The sequence below is a fragment of the Peribacillus sp. NPDC097675 genome, assembly GCF_050277655.1.
Classification (GTDB): Bacteria; Bacillota; Bacilli; order Bacillales; family DSM-1321; genus Peribacillus.
Window position 1 is genome coordinate 239,436 of the sequence record NZ_JBNNSK010000003.1, and the last position, 20,095, is coordinate 259,530.

17 protein-coding genes and 1 riboswitch are annotated in these 20,095 nt (G+C 38.7%); of the genes, 11 read left to right on the forward strand and 6 right to left on the reverse strand.

Annotated elements, in window-relative coordinates:
• Positions 1 to 63: 63 nt before the first annotated feature.
• Positions 64 to 1,260 (reverse strand): FtsW/RodA/SpoVE family cell cycle protein, encoded by a 1,197-nt coding sequence (locus tag ACQKL5_RS06640; RefSeq protein ID WP_427607371.1) that lies wholly within the window; start codon positions 1,258 to 1,260, stop codon positions 64 to 66.
• A 265-nt stretch (positions 1,261 to 1,525) separates the two neighbouring features.
• Here ACQKL5_RS06640 and ACQKL5_RS06645 point away from each other — a divergent pair, with 265 nt between their 5' ends.
• The 5 genes from ACQKL5_RS06645 (at position 1,526) to ACQKL5_RS06665 (ending at position 7,614) form a co-directional block, all read left to right on the forward strand.
• Positions 1,526 to 2,626: an SDR family oxidoreductase gene (locus ACQKL5_RS06645; protein WP_427607373.1), complete on the forward strand. Its 1,101-nt coding sequence runs from the start codon at positions 1,526 to 1,528 to the stop codon at positions 2,624 to 2,626.
• 16 nt (positions 2,627 to 2,642) lie between these two features.
• Positions 2,643 to 4,205, forward strand: a complete 1,563-nt coding sequence (locus ACQKL5_RS06650) for an aldehyde dehydrogenase family protein (protein ID WP_427607374.1) — start codon at positions 2,643 to 2,645, stop codon at positions 4,203 to 4,205.
• Between the two features lie 54 nt (positions 4,206 to 4,259).
• A riboswitch (yybP-ykoY riboswitch) is annotated at positions 4,260 to 4,360 on the forward strand.
• Between the two features lie 87 nt (positions 4,361 to 4,447).
• Positions 4,448 to 5,212, forward strand: a complete 765-nt coding sequence (locus tag ACQKL5_RS06655; RefSeq protein ID WP_427607375.1) for a TerC family protein — start codon at positions 4,448 to 4,450, stop codon at positions 5,210 to 5,212.
• Between the two features lie 363 nt (positions 5,213 to 5,575).
• Positions 5,576 to 6,319 carry an RNA polymerase sigma factor SigI gene (gene sigI, locus ACQKL5_RS06660; RefSeq protein ID WP_427607377.1) on the forward strand — a complete coding sequence of 248 codons (744 nt, stop codon included), beginning with the start codon at positions 5,576 to 5,578 and terminating at the stop codon, positions 6,317 to 6,319.
• Positions 6,316 to 7,614, forward strand: coding sequence for an anti-sigma-I factor RsgI family protein (locus ACQKL5_RS06665; protein WP_427607379.1), 1,299 nt, complete (start codon positions 6,316 to 6,318; stop codon positions 7,612 to 7,614). Before sigI ends, ACQKL5_RS06665 begins: the two co-directional genes overlap by 4 nt.
• Before the next feature lie 57 nt (positions 7,615 to 7,671).
• Here ACQKL5_RS06665 and ACQKL5_RS06670 read toward each other — a convergent pair whose 3' ends face one another.
• Positions 7,672 to 7,863 (reverse strand): small, acid-soluble spore protein, alpha/beta type, encoded by a 192-nt coding sequence (locus ACQKL5_RS06670; RefSeq protein ID WP_402968685.1) that lies wholly within the window; start codon positions 7,861 to 7,863, stop codon positions 7,672 to 7,674.
• Positions 7,864 to 8,095: 232 nt separating this feature from the next.
• Here ACQKL5_RS06670 and ACQKL5_RS06675 point away from each other — a divergent pair, with 232 nt between their 5' ends.
• Both ACQKL5_RS06675 and ACQKL5_RS06680 read left to right on the forward strand, forming a co-directional pair.
• Complete coding sequence (locus ACQKL5_RS06675) at positions 8,096 to 9,448, forward strand: TrkH family potassium uptake protein (RefSeq protein ID WP_427607380.1); 1,353 nt, start codon at positions 8,096 to 8,098, stop codon at positions 9,446 to 9,448.
• A gap of 749 nt (positions 9,449 to 10,197) precedes the next feature.
• The gene (locus ACQKL5_RS06680; RefSeq protein WP_427607382.1) at positions 10,198 to 10,977 is read left to right on the forward strand and encodes an enoyl-CoA hydratase/isomerase family protein; all 780 of its coding nucleotides are present in this window, start codon (positions 10,198 to 10,200) and stop codon (positions 10,975 to 10,977) included.
• Between the two features lie 955 nt (positions 10,978 to 11,932).
• Here ACQKL5_RS06680 and ACQKL5_RS06685 read toward each other — a convergent pair.
• Positions 11,933 to 12,268, reverse strand: coding sequence for a DUF3905 domain-containing protein (locus ACQKL5_RS06685; protein WP_427607384.1), 336 nt, complete (start codon positions 12,266 to 12,268; stop codon positions 11,933 to 11,935).
• A gap of 118 nt (positions 12,269 to 12,386) precedes the next feature.
• Here ACQKL5_RS06685 and ACQKL5_RS06690 point away from each other — a divergent pair, with 118 nt between their 5' ends.
• On the forward strand, positions 12,387 to 12,545 hold the full coding sequence (locus ACQKL5_RS06690) for a hypothetical protein (protein ID WP_402867950.1): 159 nt from the start codon (positions 12,387 to 12,389) through the stop codon (positions 12,543 to 12,545).
• A gap of 185 nt (positions 12,546 to 12,730) precedes the next feature.
• Here ACQKL5_RS06690 and ACQKL5_RS06695 read toward each other — a convergent pair whose 3' ends face one another.
• The gene (locus ACQKL5_RS06695; RefSeq protein ID WP_427607386.1) at positions 12,731 to 14,491 is read right to left on the reverse strand and encodes a B12-binding domain-containing radical SAM protein; all 1,761 of its coding nucleotides are present in this window, start codon (positions 14,489 to 14,491) and stop codon (positions 12,731 to 12,733) included.
• A gap of 216 nt (positions 14,492 to 14,707) precedes the next feature.
• Positions 14,708 to 15,721: an acyltransferase family protein gene (locus tag ACQKL5_RS06700; RefSeq protein WP_427607388.1), complete on the reverse strand. Its 1,014-nt coding sequence runs from the start codon at positions 15,719 to 15,721 to the stop codon at positions 14,708 to 14,710.
• Between the two features lie 249 nt (positions 15,722 to 15,970).
• Between ACQKL5_RS06700 and ACQKL5_RS06705 the strand changes: the two genes are divergently transcribed.
• The 3 genes from ACQKL5_RS06705 to ACQKL5_RS06715 all read left to right on the forward strand — a co-directional run bounded on the left by ACQKL5_RS06705 (position 15,971) and on the right by ACQKL5_RS06715 (position 19,289).
• Positions 15,971 to 18,151, forward strand: a complete 2,181-nt coding sequence (locus ACQKL5_RS06705; protein ID WP_427607390.1) for a PAS domain S-box protein — start codon at positions 15,971 to 15,973, stop codon at positions 18,149 to 18,151.
• Between the two features lie 262 nt (positions 18,152 to 18,413).
• Positions 18,414 to 18,656: an aspartyl-phosphate phosphatase Spo0E family protein gene (locus ACQKL5_RS06710; RefSeq protein ID WP_427607544.1), complete on the forward strand. Its 243-nt coding sequence runs from the start codon at positions 18,414 to 18,416 to the stop codon at positions 18,654 to 18,656.
• A gap of 147 nt (positions 18,657 to 18,803) precedes the next feature.
• Positions 18,804 to 19,289 (forward strand): PilZ domain-containing protein, encoded by a 486-nt coding sequence (locus tag ACQKL5_RS06715; protein ID WP_427607392.1) that lies wholly within the window; start codon positions 18,804 to 18,806, stop codon positions 19,287 to 19,289.
• Positions 19,290 to 19,337: 48 nt separating this feature from the next.
• Here ACQKL5_RS06715 and ACQKL5_RS06720 read toward each other — a convergent pair whose 3' ends face one another.
• On the reverse strand, positions 19,338 to 20,069 hold the full coding sequence (locus tag ACQKL5_RS06720; protein ID WP_427607394.1) for a ZIP family metal transporter: 732 nt from the start codon (positions 20,067 to 20,069) through the stop codon (positions 19,338 to 19,340).
• Between the last annotated feature and the right edge of the window lie 26 nt (positions 20,070 to 20,095).

Here is a 20,095-nt window from a genome sequence, read left to right on the forward strand (position 1 = left end):
AGAGAGGCTATCTCAAAAATCATGGTTAATGAATTTTGGGATAGCCTTTTTCACATGTACCTGTTACTTTGAAGAGATGATGTCTTCAGTCGGAACCGTCGTAATGACTTTCTCTTTTTGTTCCAGTAAATTCATTCTCATCACAACATTTTGATAAATTCCCATTGAAAGCATAAGTAAAAGTAAGGATGAACCACCATAGCTTATAAACGGGAGGGTTATTCCGGTGATTGGAATAAGCCCAGTCACACCGCCGACATTAATGCCGACTTGAATGCCAATCATGGATGAAATACCAATCAAGAGCAGGCTTCCGAATGGGTCTTTGCATTTTGCAGAAAGGATAAAGCCCCTTAGGACTATGAAGCCTAGTAACAGAAGCACGAAAGCCACACCGAATATTCCTAGCTCTTCCGCTATGATTGCCATGATGAAATCGGTATGAGATTCGGGAAGATACCCATATTTTTGTACACTGTCTCCAAGTCCGACTCCCGTAATGCCACCAGAACCAATTGCGAATAGGGAATTCACAAGCTGATAGCCATCTGCTCCTGCTGTACCGAATGGATCGGCGAATCCGGTAAAACGGGACACTTTGTTTTCGGAGAAAATACTGGAGAAGTTCCCTGTCACTAGGGCTCCTAAAGCAACGATACCCATCAATAACAGTGTCAGTATCGAGAGTTTAAAGATGCTCTTTAGAGACATGCCGGATGAAAGCACCATGGTCCCTGAAATAAGAAATATGACGAATGCCGTTCCATAATCAGGCTGAATACCTATTAAAAAACAAATACCAACTAGAAAGACAATAGGAGGTATGACGGCTTTATCAATGCTATTGATTTTGTCCTGCTTTTTACCATACATGGCTGCCAGGTAAATGATCATGGCTAGCTTTGAGAATTCCGCTGGTTGTATAGAACTTGTTCCTAGTTTAAACCAGCTTGTGGCATTCCCTGCAGTATGGCCGAAGATGAAGAGAAGCAAAAGGACACCCGCCATCCCGAACATCATACTCATTAAAAATGTTTTGTGCTTGTACATCTTATAAGGTAGAATCATCGTCACTATCATGGCTATGAATGAGATGATAAAGGCCGTTTTTTGTTTTTCAAAGAAGAAATCCATGGGCTGGCCGTACCGAGCAACTGCAGTAATCATGCTCGAACTATAAATCATGACTAAACCGAATAGACAGAGTAATACGACTGCGATGAAAATAGGGAAGTCATATGCTTTAATAATTCTTTTCACTTGTGCGCTCACCTCGAATATGTATGCGCGAAAAATTCGCCTTCTTATATACTAACGGAAAATCGGCTAGATAGATAATAATTTTATTTAAAAGTAGAATTTAACCAAAATCGCCATCTCGGATTTATGATTCTTCTTTGAAAGAAGTTCGCTACCGATGATCATTATCCTTTCGAAAACAAAATATATTTCTATTTGTCTATGTATAAATAGTAATGATTTGTAAAATAAATTACAATCAAGATAAATACAAGGGGGGATAATCATGAATCATATATACTTCTTTACTGGTTTCCCGGGGTTTATAAGTAATCAGCTGATTAGGGAGCTGCTAAAACGCGATGAAGCCGTCAATAAAATCTATTTGCTTGTCTTACCTGACCAAATGGTAAAAGCGGAAGCGGAAATCAAAGAGATAGAAAATGAGCTTGATGGAACAAAGGTTGATTTCGAGGTGGTAATAGGTGACATAACAAAGGAGAATCTTGATATGTCCACCAAGGTGAATCAAAACCTTCAACAAAAGATCACACATGTCTTTCATCTAGCAGCAATATACGATTTAGCTGTTCCGGAAAAGATTGCCCAGGTTGTCAATGTCGAGGGTACAAAGCATGTGAATGAGTGGGTTAAAGGCATAAGTAACCTGAAGCGGTATACGTATTTTAGTACAGCTTACGTTGCTGGTAATCGAGAAGGAAATTTGTACGAGCATGAACTTGTACTTCCACAAAGCTTCAAGAACCATTATGAGCGGACGAAATATGATGCAGAAGTGCTTGTCGAGGAATTGAAAAGCGAGGTGCCTATCACAATCATCCGGCCAGGAATCGTTAAGGGACATTCCAAAACAGGACAAACCATCAAATTCGACGGGCCATATTTCATCCTTAATTTTCTTGATCGTCTCAGCTTCCTTCCTATGTATCCATATATCTCGTCGGAAAGGGAGACAGTTGTCAACCTCGTCCCGGTTGATTATATTATACAGGCAACTGCATATCTGGCATTATATAAAGATGGGGTTGGGAAGACGTATCATCTGACCGATCCAAAACCGTGTAAAGCGACTGAAATATATGAACTTTTTGTTGGGGAATTATATAAGAAAAAACCAAAAGGTCATGTACCAATGGCATTAAGTCAGGCCTTTTTATCAATCCGGCCTGTACGAGCCTATTTAGGCGTCGAAAAAGAGGCATTGGAATATTTCACCTGGCAAGGGCGATTTGATTGCACCGAAGCGCAAAAGGACTTAGCAGGGTCAGGAATTGTTTGCCCGGATTTCAGAGAAGGTGTACCAGCCATGGTCGAGTTTTATTTAAAATATAAGAATGAAGAAAGATACCAGATAAAAATAAGATAAAGCAAGGGGATAAGTTATGGAAGTGTTACATAAAAAGTGGGAAGTATATTCTCCGGCAACCGGGGAAAAGATTGCCGAGCTAGATGAAACCCCATTGGAATCCATTCCTCAACTATATTCAAAATCAAGACAGGCTTTTGTGTCTTGGTCAAAACTACCTGTCAATGAACGGTTGAAGTATTTAAAGCGCCTTCGTTTATTGATGGTTGATAAGATGGATGAAATAGCAGAAACTATATCGAAGGATACCGGGAAGGTCAAGATTGAAGCATTAGTCGCTGATATCATGCCAACAATCGATGCAATCAAGCATATTGAAAAACATGCAGGGAAAGCCCTTTCGAGGCATAAGGCAACTACACCCTTAATGTTATTTGGAAAGAAATCCTACATTGATTATATGCCCAGAGGAACCGTACTTGTCATCTCACCTTGGAATTACCCGTTCCAACTGGCGATGGTGCCTATTCTGAATGCTTTGGTTGGAGGAAATACGGTTATTTCCAAACCTTCAGAAGTAACCCCTTTAGTAGGCGTGAACATGGATGACTTGTTTCAAGAAGCTGGCTTTCCCGATGGGGTCATTCAATTTGCTCATGGGGGAAAAGAACTTGGAGCAGCATTAACGGAACAAAAACCGGATTATATATTTTTCACAGGCTCTGTGAGAACCGGTAAAATTATTGGTGAAGTCGCTGCTAAGCAATTAATCCCCACCACCCTTGAACTTGGGGGCAAGGACCCGATGATCGTATTCGGTGACGCAAACTTGGAACGTGCAGTGAATGGGGCCTTGTGGGGGGCTTTTACCAACAGTGGACAGGTGTGCATGAGTGTTGAAAGGGTTTATGTGGAGAGGTCGGTGTATAAGGATTTCTTGTATTTGCTTAAAGAAAAGACCAATGCTTTAAGGCAGGGTACACAATCGACAGATGATGTTGGTTCGATGACGTTCCCGGCCCAGCTTGATATTGTAGCCGACCACCTTGATGATGCACTGAATAAGGGAGCCATAATCGAATCAGGTAGCAAACCGATTGATTGGAAATCTGGACAAACTTATTTCATCCCACCGACTATACTATCTAATGTCGACCATTCAATGAAAATCATGAATGAGGAGACATTCGGTCCAATTCTCCCCATCGTCCCATTCGATAGTGAAGAAGAGGCGGTTCAACTTGCGAATGAGAGCCAGTATGGACTTAATTCAAGCGTTTGGAGTATGGATGTGGATAAAGCCAATCGGGTGGCCAGCCAAATAGTGACGGGCGCGGTTACCATTAATGATGTTTTGATCACGGTTGCCAATCATGGTCTGCCATTTGGCGGTGCAAAGCAAAGTGGCATCGGGCGTTATCATGGAGAACAGGGGATGCGAATTTTCTGTCATGAAAAAGCGATCATGGTGGATAAAGGGAAAAAGGATTCAGAAATCCAGTGGTATCCGTACGAAGGAAAATACCCAAGGTTTATATCGCTATTCCAACACTACTTCTCTGCTAAAACGAATTGGATCCAATTTGGTAAAGAATATATGAAATTATTAAAGATTTCCAAACGAAAAACGAAAAAATGATTGTTCTTTTCGTTTTTAGCGCGTATACTACTAATATACTTAATATCTGATTTTCCTTTAATCAAAGGGGAGTAGCGTTAGGGTTCGCCCTAAAACAAAGTCGTCATTACGTGAATGGAGACATTCATCGGCTTTGTTGACATGATTTCATGTTCAGCAAGACCTTTGCCTATACGGCAGAGGTCTTTTTATTTTGCCAAATGCCGGTAGGGAGGAAATACAAACTATTGGAGGTAGAATAAATGGAAGTTTCATTATTACTGGAATATGGTTGGGTCCTTCTTATCTTAGTTGGACTTGAAGGAATACTCGCAGCTGATAATGCAGTTGTCATGGCAGTCATGGTTAAGCATTTACCAAAAGATCAACAGCGGAAAGCCTTGTTTTACGGATTATTGGGAGCTTTTGTTTTCCGTTTTGCAAGTTTATTTCTTATTTCTTTCCTTGTCGATGTTTGGCAAGTTCAAGCACTTGGTGCGCTTTACCTACTTTTCATTGCTTCACAACATCTTTATAAGAAATATGCTGGTAAGGGTGAGACCGAAGTCAAAAAACCCAAGAAACAATCTGGCTTCTGGATGACCGTCGTTAAAGTTGAGGTAGCAGATATTGCATTTGCCATTGATTCAATGCTTGCAGCAGTTGCATTAGCTGTAACGCTTCCGGCGACAGGCTGGATGAAAGTTGGTGGCATAGATGGGGGACAATTTGCGGTCATGTTCCTCGGCGGGATGATAGGATTGATCATTATGCGATTCGCAGCCAATGGGTTCGTCAAATTGCTTCATCAACGTCCATCGCTCGAAACTGCAGCTTTCTTGATAGTAGGCTGGGTAGGGATAAAATTGGCCGTCTACACGCTTGCTCATCCTTCGCTTGGAGTTCTAGAACAACATTTTCCGGAATCAACTCTTTGGAAATCGATTTTCTGGACCGTGTTAATTGGGATTGCCGTCGTTGCGTGGATCGTTTCCAGTAAAAAAGAAAAACAAATACAAGAAGTATGAAAAAGTCAGGCGTGAAAATCACGCCTGACTTTTTTTGATTACTAATCAATTCATGAAATTCAAACGTAACCCACAAAAAAATAACCACTAAATCGAAGTTTATGATAAAGAGTCGAATATTAAATTAAAGTAATAAAAATGACAATAACCCTATAAAAAAGCCCCGTTGATTAGGTTTTATTATTTTTACGTAATTTATATGTAATAAACGAGAAAAAACTAAGTATTTTTTCATATTACAATTATATTTTAATATGCTATTTTTACAAAAATGGGTCTTTTGGAACTGTCTTTTAGGCTCCCTCCGCTTAAGATAAATATGTTGATGTGTAATTGGACCTTCAACAGGAGCGAGGTGACCAAATGCTTGGTTTGTTGTTTACAGCATTCAAAAAAAAGCGTTCTTTAGAATCGACCGTTTTAAAAATTCAACAAGGTGATAAAAGCCTTCGTAACGACACCATAGAATCATTCAAGCCTTTTATAGCTAAAACCGTCTCTTCCGTTTGCAGACGTTACATATATGAAACAGATGATGAATTCAGTATTGGATTGATTGCTTTTAATGAAGCAATCGACAAATACTCCCCTGAAAAAGGGAGCTCCTTACTTGCATTTGCTGAAACCATTGTGAAAAGAAGGGTTATCGACTATTTGCGGAGTCAGTCAAGGCGCAAAGATATGACAGTGGATATCGCGCTAGGCGATGAAGACAATCAAAACCAACATTATTTTGATAATATAAATTCCATTCAGGAATATGAAAAGCAAGTAGAATCGGAAAAAAGGAACGAAGAAATTCAGCTTTATATCAGTCATTTACAGGATTTTGGCTTATCGTTTGATGATCTTGTCGAAAACTCACCTAAACATGCTGATGCAAGGAAAGGAGCAGTTATGATAGCTAAAATGGTAATGGAGGATGAAGAGTTAAAAGAAATCCTGTTTACCAAAAAACGTCTTCCTGTTAAGCAGCTTGAGGGAAGGGTGGAAGTAAGTCGAAAAACCATCGAACGTAACCGAAAGTATATCATTGCTGTGGCCATCATATTAAATGGTGATTTCCTTTACTTGAAGGAGTATATAAAAGGGGTGATGAATGGATGAAAAGAGGGGTTGTTCTTTCTATAAATAAACGTTTCGTCACCCTTTTGACTCCAGAAGGTGAGTTTTTGAAGACCAAACGGCAAACCCGGCCTTATAAGGTCGGAGAAGAAATTTCCTTTTCGAGTGTTAAACAGAAGTTCACGTTTTCCTTTTCTACCTTAAAAATACCCGCAAAAAAAACACTGGTTTTCAGTGTAGCATCTAGTTTTCTTATTCTTTTTTCAGTCCTGCCAACATTGTTTACTGAACATGTCTCCGCTTATATGACATTCGATGTAAACCCAAGTATTGAACTGGAACTAAATGGCGAATTGGAGGTCCTCAAACTCACTGGATTAAATAGAGATGGGGAGCTTGTAATTAAGGAAATTTCAAACTGGAAAGGCAAGAACGTTAAAATAGTCACCAATCGTATCGTCAAGACGACAAAAAAACTTGGTTATATGGAAGGGAAAAAACAGATTGTCGTTTCAACAACTTTATTAGATGATAATAAAGAGCTAGATAAGAACTTAAAAGCAGAAATTAAAAAAGTCTCAAAACAGGAGAATATTGCCCAATCAGACCTGAAGGTTATTCCAGCAACTAAAAATGACCGCAAGAAGGCCAAGGAGCAAGGCATATCAACTGGTAAATTTGTCGAAAAGAAGCTAGATAAAGAAAGAAAGAATCTTAAAGAGAAGGATAAGGAGACACAAGGGGAAAGTTCCATAAACGATAAGGAAAATAATAGTCGCCATAATGAATTCCCGAAACTTGAAGCTGAAACCATACATAAAAAGAAACGGGTGACTGAACAAAAAGCAGTCGAAACCAACGAGAAAGTAAAGGGAAAAAAGATTGAGTCTCACGATAAAAAGCAAGACATGTCAAAAGAAAAAGAGATAAATAAGCAGCAAGGGCAAACGGAAGCCCCAAAGCAGCAAGAGCAAAAGGAAAAAGCCTCAAAGGAGCAAATGCAAAAGAAAGCCCCAAAGCAGCAAGAGCAAAAGGAAAAAGTCCCAAAGCAGCAAGTGCAAAAGAAAGCCCCAAAGCAGCAAGAGCAAAAGGAAAAAGCCTCAAAGGAGCAAATGCAAAAGAAAGCCCCAAAGCAGCAAGAGCAAAAGGCAAAAGCCCCAAAGCAACAAGAGCAAAAGGAAAAAGCTCCAAAGCAACAGAGGCAGAAGGAAAAGGTATCAAATCACCAAGTGCAAAATGAAGAAACTATAAGGCAAAATTCGCAAAGGGAAACCCCTCCAAAACAAAATTCAAGAGGAAATCAGTTCAATCATAAAGACTTAAAAGGAAATCAATAATCAAAAAGGAAGTAGAGCCCAGCAATAGCTGGGCTCTTAGCCATTATATTCAGTTTTTTATTGACCTTTAAGTTGAGATTGTGCTTGTTGAACCAGTCGCTTTGTAATTTCCCCACCAACTGAACCATTGGCACGAGCTGTTGTATCTGAGCCCAATTGGACACCGAACTCTGAAGCTATCTCATACTTGATTTGGTCTAATGCTTGTTCGATTCCCGGAACAAGGAGTTTGTTACTGCTGTTAGCCATTTGAAATCCCCCTTTTTTTCAGCGGCTCTAGCCGCTGTAATTATAGTATAAGTAAAAAGCTTGTTTTTACTTATGTAGGGCTGTCAAACTTTTTGGTAACCTTACCTTATTGTTGCAGGTAAGGCAGATACTAAAAGGTAATGGCAAAAAGGATAAAAAAAGTGTACACTAATATAGATTTTTGAATGGGTTTCAATCATCAATTACACAGGAGTAAGAAAGGAAACTCTGCATGAGTGCTATCAAAAAATTATTATCAAAATTAACGCCAGCCCAACTTATTGTTGGTTATTATTTTATGGCTGTCACGATCTCCACTGTCCTTTTAAGTCTGCCAATTGCTTTGAGGCCTGGAGTAGAGTGGGACTTCATGGACGCGCTTTTCACAGCCGTTAGTGCAGTGAGTGTAACAGGGTTAACTGTAGTCAATACACCTGAAGTATTTAGTCAGACCGGCTATTTCATCTTAATGTTCGTTCTCCAATTCGGCGGGATTGGCATAATGACACTCGGAACATTTTTCTGGTTGATCTTAGGAAAAAAAATCGGGATTAAAGAAAGACAACTGATCATGACTGACCAAAATCAGACGAATCTTTCTGGGCTTGTTAAATTATTGATCCAAATAATTAAGATTTTTGTCGCAATTGAATTAGTTGGTGCTCTCATTTTAGGTATATACTTTTTGAATTTTTATCCCAATTGGTTAGAAGCTTTCATAAATGGCCTCTTTTTAGCAGTCAGTGCCACCACGAATGCTGGTTTTGATATTAGTGGAATCTCCATGATTCCATTTAAAGGGGATTATTTTGTACAATTTATCACAATTATCCTCCTTACGCTAGGGGCCATTGGTTTTCCTGTTTTGATTGAATTAAAAGAGTTCTTGTCAAATAGTTCGCGAACGTATAAATTTCATTTTTCCTTATTCACCAAACTAACGTCTGTAACTTTTTTCGGCCTTATCATTGGAGGGACCATTCTTATCTATCTACTTGAGATAAAGGGTTTCTTTAGTGGGAAAAATTGGCATGAATCACTTTTTTATTCTCTATTCATGTCATCTAATACGAGGAGTGGCGGACTTTCCACAATGAACGTTAGTGATTTTTCGGAACCGACCTTATTACTTATGAGCGTTATGATGTTTATTGGAGCATCGCCAAGTTCAGTTGGTGGTGGCATAAGGACAACGACTTTGGCCATCATGATCCTCTTTTTATGGAACTTCATGAGGGGGAGAAAGTCGATTAAAGTATTTAAAAGGGAAATACATCCTGAAGATACTCGCAAAGCGACTGCTGTCATGATAATGGGTTCCCTGCTATGCATTATGGCCATATTCGTTTTATCAATCAGTGAGGACTTCACTTTAATCCAGATTATTTTTGAAGTCTGTTCTGCATTTGGATCCGTTGGCCTTTCGATGGGGATTACGCCGGAACTGAGTAATATCGGTAAGGTTGTTATTATGATTATTATGTTTATTGGGCGTGTGGGAATTACTTCCTTCCTGTATATCATTGGTCATAAAGAAGTTACAGAAAACTATCATTACCCTAAAGAACGTGTCATAATTGGTTAATTTTAAATAGTGATGACCTCTCCCAAAGCGGAGAGGTTATTTTAGTTAATGGCAGGAATTAAGGAGAATCTGTGGAATTTTAACATTAGATCTTCTGCTTCGTAAGTTGCAGGATGAACATAGTTTTGTTAAATAAGGTAGAAGGAGTTTTGAAGAGTAATGGTCGTTCCCATCTTATTTTCTGTTGTAGTCGCTATATAGGGTTGAGCTGTATATGGATACAGGGTAGGTTCCTGCCGGGGCCAGTACTTTATCTTGCCATTATTGGTCATTAGGGACGGGTGACCGGAGATGTAAAATTCCCATCGTCATGGATAAAACCAAACCAGACGCGCTCCAACTAAAATGCAACCAATGATTCATGTACCATTACAGGCACTAGGCGTTAAAATAAAATGAATGCTTTGGTTATGACGATGCGGCCGATACATTTGCGTGAGACTGATTGGAGAAGCAAAATGAGCGCTTAAATAATTATGTAAGCGTATACAAAATATACTGCGTTTGGTAAACCATTGTCGAAACAAGGCGTATTCATGGAGTGGGGTGGCAGATTCGAGGATTCTGAAAATTGAACAAGTAAGACCTTTTTGACGTTAAAGGCCCTTTATCCCTTTATGATGAACACTGTTGGTAACAAAGAAGCGAAAGTGGAAATGGCTGTATTGAAGAAAAAGTAAAACAAGGTAAATTAGGTAGGAAAACCGGTAAAGAAGGTATTACTATACAAATCAAGGAGTGAAGAATGAATGACGAACTTAGTGAAAGTAGTAAAAGAAAATAAGCTTGCCATCGTGACGATTGATAATCCCCCGTTAAATGTAATCAGCAAACAAGTACTTCAAGAACTTTTGGGGATTTTCACACAGCTTACAGATGATAATGAAATCGTTGTAGTACTTATTACAGGAGCTGGAGATATGGCCTTTGCTGCTGGTGCGGACATAAAAGAGTTCCCAGAAATGATGGGCAATCCTAATATGAAGGAAATAGTCAAAGAAAGCCATACGATTTTAACTAAAATTGATCAATTCCCTAAACCAACGATTGCCGTGTTAAATGGTATAACATTAGGTGGTGGATGTGAATTGGCTCTAGCTTGTGATTTGCGTGTTGCCGAAGCAGGCGTGCAAATTGGTTTACCGGAAGTGAAATTAGGATTATTTCCTGGGGCTGGAGGTACACAGCGTTTGTCGAGACTTGTAGGAAATGCAAAAGCGAAGGAAATTATTTTTACTGGTGATCCACTGACTGCACAAGAAGCCGAAAGAATTGGACTTGTAAATAAGGTGGTGGAACAGGGAAACGGTTTAATGGAGTCTAAGAAGTTAGCTTCCCGAATGACGAGGCATTCATTACAGGCTCTTTCAAGAATTAAAAAGGCCATCGATGAAGGGAGTGAATCGACACTCGCACACGGGTTGGAGCTTGAAACGAACCTTTTTGAGGACGTTTTTCAAACGGAAGATGTGAAAGAAGGAGTTGCTGCATTTTTGGAAAAGAGGAAACCCGCGTTCTCCCATCGCTAAAAATAGGAAGTATCATATGCAAGAACTAAAAGTGAATGTGCGTTTTTCCAGATGCATTGAAAGATTTCTTAAACTCTCCAAAATCATAGAAAATCTTTGCGGATCTTCATACTATTCCATGTAAAAAGACAGGATTAGAATTAATATCCATTATTAAAGGGTTTATGGAGTGGAAGGTAGGAGGATGGATTTCCCGATACGAACGCGCAAAGACAGAGGAAATTAAGGAAGTAGGCCTGCTAATAAGCTTATACAAAAATTATACTGCATTATAGTCAAACCCAAATCATTTACTATAACTATAAAATCAATAATACGATGTTCGTTCAACCGAAATTTAAGCGAGATGGTCGATTTTTTTGATTAGGAAATTGAAACTGTCAGTGCTTCGTTGGTTGATCCAGATGTTGAATTAAACTATTGGACTCAAAAAAGTGATCCAATATTTAGTATGGAAGATTTTTGGGGCAGGATACTTAATCAATTGTTTGGTTCAGGGTAAACGGATGCATTTAGACTGAATGATGCAGCCTGGGCTGCTTGCACCTTTTATAGATTAAATTCCGTTAATGCCTTTAAAATTCTACAATCTTAGTATGATGGACAGCTGTTTAATAAACATGATTTAAATGGCGCTTTAAAATTGGCAACTCAAAAAGATCGATAACCCTTGTTCATGAGTTGATAAATAGGAGCATTCAAACTGCGAAGAACAGGTAATAAATGTAAAATAATGTTGCGTGATCGGAAAGGGTGAAACAATGGACGTTCCGCAGGCTGATATCAAAGAGCTTTTTTCGTACGTGGTCTCAGGTAATATGAAACTAACAGTCGAACAGGCAGCAGAGGTAGGTTCATAAAGAAATGAATTCGCGACAAACGATTGGGAAAATAATTTCACAAAATAAGGAACGAGGATGCCCTGGAGTTGCAGGACACCCTCGCTATTAAAAATTTAATCGGTTTCGATGCTGACATCTTTATCCGGATGAAAAAAAGGAGCTTCAGGATTTCGTTTTGCTTCCAACAGTTCCCGGTTTTCGGTAGAATTCCAACCAATATCATTTGTTGGGTGGACCCATTCATCCCCAGCCATGATTTCCGGATCTGTATCTTCGGACCAATTTTCAAGTGGTGAATTGTCGGAGGCATATTTACTATCTCCAATTACCACTCCGTAATCATTCACAAAAGGAGCTTCTGGTTGTATCCCGGTATTCTTAAAGCTGGGTGCATTGATTTGATGGGGCTGAGTATCCGATAAAATCGGATTGTCCAACTTTTTTTTCATCGTAATCCCCCTTGTTTTAGTATTAATTTACGCGATTGATCTTAAATTATCCGTGAATAATTTTGATCGGAATTACCCCATTCTAATATGTAAACTTTTTTATAGAGGTGGAATGATGATGAAAAGGAAAGCTAATGTGGATGGAGCTGTCAAAGCGAGTAAAACGCCAAAGAAGAATCAAGGCATTGATGAATTTTCTAATGAATTTGCAGCTGATGAGAACGTCATGAAGGGTGCAAACCGTAATTCCAAGCAAGGCAGAAAAGGAAGAAGTTAATGAATAAACATACAAGTAAACCTTTAGAGAAACTTGATGAAAAAGCTCAATATGTACGAACACGGAATTCGGAATGGAGTTTAGTGCAGACATGAACGCAACCAAGATTTATGAAATATTGGCTTCGAAGAATAATAAAAAATAAAAACAGGACGGACCTCGAAAATTGGGGTCCGTCCTGTTTATTATAGGATTGTGCTTTTAGCTTTTGAAAGTGAAAAGATACTTGAACCCTTACCACTTGGATCAAAATAAGCAAGCATGATCGATGGTTGTTCAATAATGGTCCCATTTGTTAAATAATTTTCTAGATCAAAAGGAAGCTCTTCAATCAATGTATGCTTGAATATTTCCTTTTCGTTCAGTTGCAAGTCCTTGAAGTCAGCTCCAAGGTGTTCTGGATTTTGAAGAACTTCTTCATAAATCCTTGAACGGCCTTGCTTATCTAAAGAGGCTTCCCACCAAGGCTTACGTGGTTTATATTTTTGGTTAGCAAAGTAATCCAATTTCATGAGTCCAATCACGTTTTTCAATTGCTCGCTATTTCTTGCAGCCAAGAATTGCTCTAATCGCTTGAAAAGATCTTCTAGCTGATGGCCAATCCGGGACCAGCCCTGCTCATCCCAATAGGTGCCGAATTCCTGGAAAAAGTCGAATGGTGAGTTAAATACTGTTTCGACAAGGAACTCAGTCGTATGATTCATTCGATGGTCATTCCAGTACTTTTCAAGAACATCTTCGACTTGTTTAATGCGGACAATATCATCAAAGGATAAAACGTTATTTCCAAGGATTTCGTAAGGAGCGTGATCACTATAAATATAATCGTGTTCGTCTGCCCTAATTCGCAACCCAGTGCCACGTAACATTTTTAAGAAGCCAAGTTGCATTTCCTCAGGACGAAGTGCAAAAACATCATTGAATGTTTTTCTGAATGATGAGTAATCTTCTTCAGGCAATCCGGCAATCAAGTCAAGATGCTGATCTATTTTCTGACCGTCTTTTACCATCGTAACAGTTCTGGTTAGCTTTTCGAAATTTTGTCTTCTCATTACGAGATCATTCGTGTGATCGTTTGTCGATTGTACGCCGATTTCAAAGCGAAACAATCCGGCAGGTGCATTGTCATTCAAGAATTGAATGACTTCAGGACGCATGATGTCAGCAGTGATTTCGAACTGGAAGACGACCCCAGGTTTATGCTCATCTATTAGGAATCTGAACATTTCCATTGCATAGCTCCGGCTGATATTGAAGGTACGATCCACAAACTTAATCGTTTTTGCTCCATTATCCATCAGGTATCTGATGTCATCTTTAATTTTTTCACGGTCGAAATAACGGACACCCACTTCAATCGACGATAAACAGAATTGACAGCTAAATGGACATCCTCGGCTTGTCTCGATATAAGTAACCCGCTTGGATAATTCGTGACGGTCTTCCTCTAAGCGGTAAGGTGATGGAAGGGATTTTAGGTCCACTTTACCGTTCTGTGGCTGAATCACTTTTTTTCCATCTTGACGATAGGCAATTCCACTAACCTTCTTATAGTTTTGTTCCCCTTCAATTTCTGAAAGTAAATCTTTGAAGGTAACTTCTCCTTCACCAATGACAATAAAATCGGCACCGGGAATTTGATCTAGCCAATCATGGACATCGTATGTGACTTCAGGTCCACCGAGGATGATAACCAATTCCGGTTTGATTTTCTTCAGCATGGCTACGACTTTCATGGTTTCTTCGATATTCCAAATATAACAACTGAACCCGATTACATCTGGTTTTTTTGAATAGAGGTCACCGACGATGTTCATAATCGGGTCTTTAATTGTGTATTCTGCAAGCTGGGCATCATACTCGGGCTGGGCATAAGCCTTCAGGTATCGTATTGATAGAGATGTATGGATGTATTTTGCATTAAGAGTACTAATAATTATATTCATAAAAAATGGCGTGAAAAAACGCCTATCTCCTTTCGTGTACATGTCTTCTGAAAGCCAACAAGCACTAACGAATAATTCTACCATAGCCAAGACCATTTGAAAAATCAGTAATGGTCAAGATGGGTTGTTTGGAAAACAAAAAGGCAGCCAAAGGGCTACCTTTCTTGTTTTCCAATATCCTTATAGAATAGAAGATTCTTTGAGGTCTTTGCAAGGTTAAATATATTCTTTTATTTTATTTGCAAACTGTTTAGTTCTGGAGATTTTTAATTCGATAATGGGCTGTGCCATGGAACCTATAATCTCGCTTGAAAGCATAACTGTAATCAAGAAGGAAAGTCCCGCCAACATGATAAAGCTTTCAGTATTACTAAAGTATTCCTGGAGTGTGCTTTCACGGAAGAAACGAATGAAGAAGCCATGAAGCAAGTACACATAAAGGGTTTGTTTACCCCAGTTGGTAAAGAAATACTGTTGGCGAGGAATAAAGGATAAAAAGCTAAACACCGTAATTAAACTTAATCCGTAAAAGCCAAGTCGTTTAAACAGGGAAACGATTGAGGCTTCTTCTATCTCCGAATAGGGCTTAGAGCCAAGCAACCATTTGTAGTTGATGTCTGATTTTAAATAAAAACCGATGAATACTACAAGAATGATAAGTATCGAGGCTATATGGACTTTAGGTGTAAATAGTTTCTTTAAATGATCTTTCTTTAAATGATAGCCGATTAAAAACATAGGGAAAAATACAAAGGTTCTTGATAGGCTCAGGAAATTGGAGATGAAATCGACATATCCAATCAATAAGGCTATAAGAAATGATAGACCAATACCAACAAGAGGCTTCAGTTTCGAGAAACCGAGAAGCATGATATTCCAGCAAAATAAACTAATCAAGAACCAAAGAGACCATTGCGGGTTTAGCATGTCTACATTGAAGGATGAACGATCAAATAAGAAATAATAGTAGACCGTGTAAATGATTTGGAAAATGATATAAGGCACGATCATTTTCATCGTGATCTTTCCTAAATATCCTTTCTGGTAAAAACCTTTCGCAAAAAAACCTGAAACTAGGATAAAGGCTGGCATATGGAAAGAGTAAATGGTTTTATATAGTGCATAAATCGTTTCACTGTCATTTATATAGGTGTTTAACAAATGTCCAAAAACAACAAAGCCCATCAGTATGAACTTAGCATTGTCAAAGAAAAAATCACGTTGTTTCATAGATGCCTCCAATAATTTATTTTAAGGGCAAGATGCAATGTATTTCTATACCCTAAAAAAATAGAATGAAATCCATTTTCTTTGAAAAGGCTTAAATTCACCTTAATGAAAAATGAATTTTCGCGATGGCTTCTTGAATTTGAGTAATTTTATTCTACTGTTTTTATTGAAGTTGCGAGGGAATTTGGAGTTAATGTCGAATTAAGTGTTAAATGAATGAAAAGCGTGTGTTATGAGAGGAGAGTAAATATGAATGTGGAGTATGAGTCTGTCTCTAATCAGGAAATCATCAGGTTGAATCAGCACATTGAAGAATATGAAGAGATGTTCAATTCAATTATAGAGCCCCTTATAATGCTGGATGAAAATCTGAGCTTTTCTTATGTGAATGAGGCGGCCTGTTTGATGCTGGAGTTATCTAGGGAGAAGTTGACTGAATTGAGGCTGACTGACTTTCTTGAGGAAAGTTCCTTCTTTGATTTTGACTCTCTGGAGGATAGCAGCTTAAAAAGTGCACATAAAGGAAAGAGAAGGGTACAACTTCTAACTGGAACCGTGAAAGAGCTTGAGTTTATTAGGATCGGTACACTTACAAAAGGTAAGAGTGTTTTTCGTTTGGAAGATGTGAGTAAAGTCGAACCGGTGGAAGAAAATCTGATGTCACCGGAACTACTATTGGGTAATGGTGAGGAGGAAGGCGAGGGCATTCTCCTAATGGATCGTCAAGGTGTTGTAGTGGAGGCGAATTCAGCATTCACTGAAGGCCTCAAAATCAATAAAAGGGAGCTCATAGGAAAAAAAATGTCGGAGTTGATGACGTATGAATATGAGCCAACCGTAAAAAAAGGGGTTGATAAAATATTTTCCACTTTGAAGTCGATGGGTGAATTGGAGGTAACGCTTCATGGCAAGCCTTGTCGATTTTCTTTTTCAACCAGTTCAACAGTCGGCAATGAATATTTCAAGTCGACGTTTTCCAAGATTACAGAATCGAAAATCATGGAAAAGAAGCTAGAGACGAGTGAAAGGATTTTTGCCGAGTTATTTGACCAGTCCATGGAAGGCATCATTTTTTGGAATGAGGACGGAATCATTTTCCGAGTGAATCAATCAGCTTGTAAAATATTTGAATCTACGAGGGAAGAAATGATCGGCAGTGACACCTGGAAATATATCTTTAAGAAAAATCATTATTTTAAGCGAATGCTCGCTACCTTTGAAAGAGACGGACAAGTCAGGGACGATATTTTTTATAAGATGCCAAATAACCAAATTAAGTTGCTTGAATTAACAGCAAAGAAATATGAGGGTGATGGTTATAATGTAACGATTTTTCGCAATGCAACCGAACGGTGGGAGATAGAAAAAGAATTACGGAAAAGTGAGAAGAAATTCAGGAAGATTTTCGAGGGTTCAATGGATGGATTAATTTTATGGAATAAAGAAGGATTTACTGACATTAATGAATCCGGGAAAGTGATTTTGGGAATCTCCAAGGAAAGTCTTCTATCTTTGTCCATTCAGGAATTCATCGAAAAGATACCGGGAAATGCAGATGAGTTGAGTGCCTATATGGAAGATGTGTATAAAAAAGGAATATATTCTTCCGTCGTTGCGCTAAAGTTTGCAGATGGAAGTGTTAAGCATATTGAATTTTTAACCAGGAGCAATCTATATTCCAATCTGAATTTAAGTGTTTTTCGTGATGTAAGTAAAAATCTTGAGATGCAAGAACAAATCAGGAAATCAGATACGTTACATGTCGTTGGTGAACTTGCCGCAGGGATTGCCCATGAAATTAGAAATCCGATGACGGCTTTAAAAGGTTTCATCCAATTGCTTGAGGACATGGTCCAGGAGGATTTTTCTACTTATTTTCATATCATCACTTCAGAAATACAGCGAATCGAGACCATTATTACAGAATTTTTGGTCTTGGCAAAGCCACAGGCGCTCCAATATCAGGAACAAGATGTCCAGATGATCATGAAGGAGACACTGGAGTTATTAGCCGCACAAGCTTTACTTAATAATGTCCGGTTCGAGACGGACTTCGAGGGCGATGAGTCCAACGTATTTTGTGAAGCAAATCAGTTAAAGCAAGTGTTCATTAACATTATTAAAAACGCACTGGAAGTTATGCCGGATGGAGGAATCGTGCGTATTAAGTCGAGTCAAGTGTCGAAAAAACACGTTTGTATATCGATTATCGATCAGGGAAACGGAATTTCCGAGGATAAGCTAAAAAAGTTAGGTGAACCTTTTTATACGACAAAGGAAAGAGGAACCGGCTTAGGGTTGATGGTTAGCTACAAAATCATAGAAGAACATAACGGCTATATAGAGGTGGAAAGTGAAGTCGATAAAGGGACAAGCTTCCATATATTCTTACCTTTAAGAGGTAAAGCACAAGGGACATTCACTCGATAGATGGACCATTTGAATAGAAGTAGGGACTTGAAATCTTTCGTCTTAGAAGGATTTCTTTTTATTTAGAGGAACCATTCTCGGTTTAATGGATGAAGTCAGTGTAGTAAGGTTTCCGGCATTTTCTGTCTTGTCGTGTTTTTGATTTTATCGCAATTTAAGAAGTTTTGTCTTTTTTTGCGAACCTATTTACATATAAGGTATATTTTGTAATAATTCTTTATTATAATCAAACTTTAAAAAGGACGGAGTAGTGAATTTAGGTATGAATTGTCGGAATGCTGTAGCAATTTGTAGTGAAATAAGAATAAAGCGTTGGGAAATGATAGAATTTGCACAAACACATGGAATGAGTCATGATCGTACCATTCGTATCAGCGAGGAACTGGATAAGCTGATTAATGAGTATTTGATTCTGCAACATCATACGCCTTTAGAAATGAGGGTGGAAGCACAAGAAATGGTTGTCATCGTACAGGAACCTTTTTACAATGATTACTTCCTATGAAATTTTGAATATGAGGATAATGGACAATAATTTTTAACTTAGGGTAGCGGTGATTAACTTGAAATTGAGGTCAAGATGGAATATATAAAAATATTAATAAGAGGGGAGATTAGCCAGGCAGCTCTATTTTTTATAGAAGGAGAATTAATGAATGTCATTGTCAAGAATCCAGACCAGTTTAATTCTGGAGATACTGTAATCTGCCTGTATGAATCTCAAAAATTCGAAACGAAAATCATAAAAAAGCAAGATAATAATTTATATTTATTCGTTCCTTGGTTCAAATCTCTTCAGGATAGTGAACGGAGGAGAGCGGCAAGGGTCTCTTATATTGTGGATGGACAAGTTCAGTTCGGGACAAAAATCGAGAGGGTTCGACTGATTGATTTAAGCATAAAGGGTATAGGGTTTTCAAGTGAAAATAAATTAATGAATACGGAGTTACATATGATAAGCTTCATGCTTGAAGATGTCATGAATCATTTTACAATCAGGATTCAGAATGCTCAGAAGGTGGATGATCTATATCGGTATGGAGGTAGCTTCGTAGGTGTTTCCGTCAAAGACTTATTTTACGTCAGAAGATATATTCTTAACAGTCAGCTTGATAAATTATCAACTTTGGCTATATGAAAAAGGGCTGACTCCCATAAAAGAGTCAGCCTTTATAGTGTTCAAATATCATAGGATTTCTAATAAAATCACCATAAATAAGAGTCCGACAATGAAGGAATATGTGGAGGACCGCTCATTGCCATCCCCGTGACTTTCGGGAATCAATTCTTTGTAGACGATGAAAAGCATGGCTCCAGCCGCGAAGGCGAGACCATAAGGGACGAGGAAATCGATATAAGAGGTTAAATAATAACCCAATAGGCCTGTTACTATTTCTATAGCGCCGGTTAAGGTGGCAATAATGAAGGCCAAGATCTTCCCTATCTTTTGATTGATCAAGAACAAGGCAACAAGCAAGCCTTCCGGAGCATTTTGCAGACCTATTGCAAAAGCTATCAAATTCCCTGTATCAGGAGCATTTGATGCATAACTGACTCCGACCGAGAGGCCTTCCGGAATATTGTGCAGTGTGATGGCTGTAACGATGAGTAAAGCTTTTTCATCAAATTGGATGCCACTTTTCGTATGGCCTAGATCAATGTGTGGAATGTTCTTTTCCATCATCGTCAAAGTTAGAACCCCAAGGAAAACTCCGATAACAAGTTGAATATAGCCCCCGGTAGCTAAAGACTCTGGAATCAGGCTTAGCATCGATGCAGCCATCATGATTCCAGCCGTGAATGCTAAAAGTGTGTCTCTGAAACGATGGGTAATGGAACCTCTAATGAAAAGGATCGGTAGCGCACCGGCTCCAGTAGACATAGCAGAAAGGATACTGCCTAATAAAACTTCACTCATGAATTTCTCCTTTCCATGTTCTTGTC

What these genes read in the sequence shown, in the direction of transcription:
- ACQKL5_RS06645 (WP_427607373.1), top strand. Translation starts at nt 1,526, where the DNA reads ATGAATCATATATACTTCTTTACTGGTTTCCCGGGGTTTATAAGTAAT.
- ACQKL5_RS06650 (WP_427607374.1), top strand. Translation starts at nt 2,643, where the DNA reads ATGGAAGTGTTACATAAAAAGTGGGAAGTATATTCTCCGGCAACCGGG.
- ACQKL5_RS06655 (WP_427607375.1), top strand. Translation starts at nt 4,448, where the DNA reads ATGGAAGTTTCATTATTACTGGAATATGGTTGGGTCCTTCTTATCTTA.
- sigI (WP_427607377.1), top strand. Translation starts at nt 5,576, where the DNA reads ATGCTTGGTTTGTTGTTTACAGCATTCAAAAAAAAGCGTTCTTTAGAA.
- ACQKL5_RS06665 (WP_427607379.1), top strand. Translation starts at nt 6,316, where the DNA reads ATGAAAAGAGGGGTTGTTCTTTCTATAAATAAACGTTTCGTCACCCTT.
- ACQKL5_RS06670 (WP_402968685.1), bottom strand. Translation starts at nt 7,863, where the DNA reads ATGGCTAACAGCAGTAACAAACTCCTTGTTCCGGGAATCGAACAAGCA.
- ACQKL5_RS06675 (WP_427607380.1), top strand. Translation starts at nt 8,096, where the DNA reads ATGAGTGCTATCAAAAAATTATTATCAAAATTAACGCCAGCCCAACTT.
- ACQKL5_RS06680 (WP_427607382.1), top strand. Translation starts at nt 10,198, where the DNA reads ATGACGAACTTAGTGAAAGTAGTAAAAGAAAATAAGCTTGCCATCGTG.
- ACQKL5_RS06685 (WP_427607384.1), bottom strand. Translation starts at nt 12,268, where the DNA reads ATGAAAAAAAAGTTGGACAATCCGATTTTATCGGATACTCAGCCCCAT.
- ACQKL5_RS06690 (WP_402867950.1), top strand. Translation starts at nt 12,387, where the DNA reads ATGAAAAGGAAAGCTAATGTGGATGGAGCTGTCAAAGCGAGTAAAACG.
- ACQKL5_RS06695 (WP_427607386.1), bottom strand. Translation starts at nt 14,491, where the DNA reads ATGAATATAATTATTAGTACTCTTAATGCAAAATACATCCATACATCT.
- ACQKL5_RS06700 (WP_427607388.1), bottom strand. Translation starts at nt 15,721, where the DNA reads ATGAAACAACGTGATTTTTTCTTTGACAATGCTAAGTTCATACTGATG.
- ACQKL5_RS06705 (WP_427607390.1), top strand. Translation starts at nt 15,971, where the DNA reads ATGAATGTGGAGTATGAGTCTGTCTCTAATCAGGAAATCATCAGGTTG.
- ACQKL5_RS06710 (WP_427607544.1), top strand. Translation starts at nt 18,414, where the DNA reads ATGAATTGTCGGAATGCTGTAGCAATTTGTAGTGAAATAAGAATAAAG.
- ACQKL5_RS06715 (WP_427607392.1), top strand. Translation starts at nt 18,804, where the DNA reads ATGAATGTCATTGTCAAGAATCCAGACCAGTTTAATTCTGGAGATACT.
- ACQKL5_RS06720 (WP_427607394.1), bottom strand. Translation starts at nt 20,069, where the DNA reads ATGAGTGAAGTTTTATTAGGCAGTATCCTTTCTGCTATGTCTACTGGA.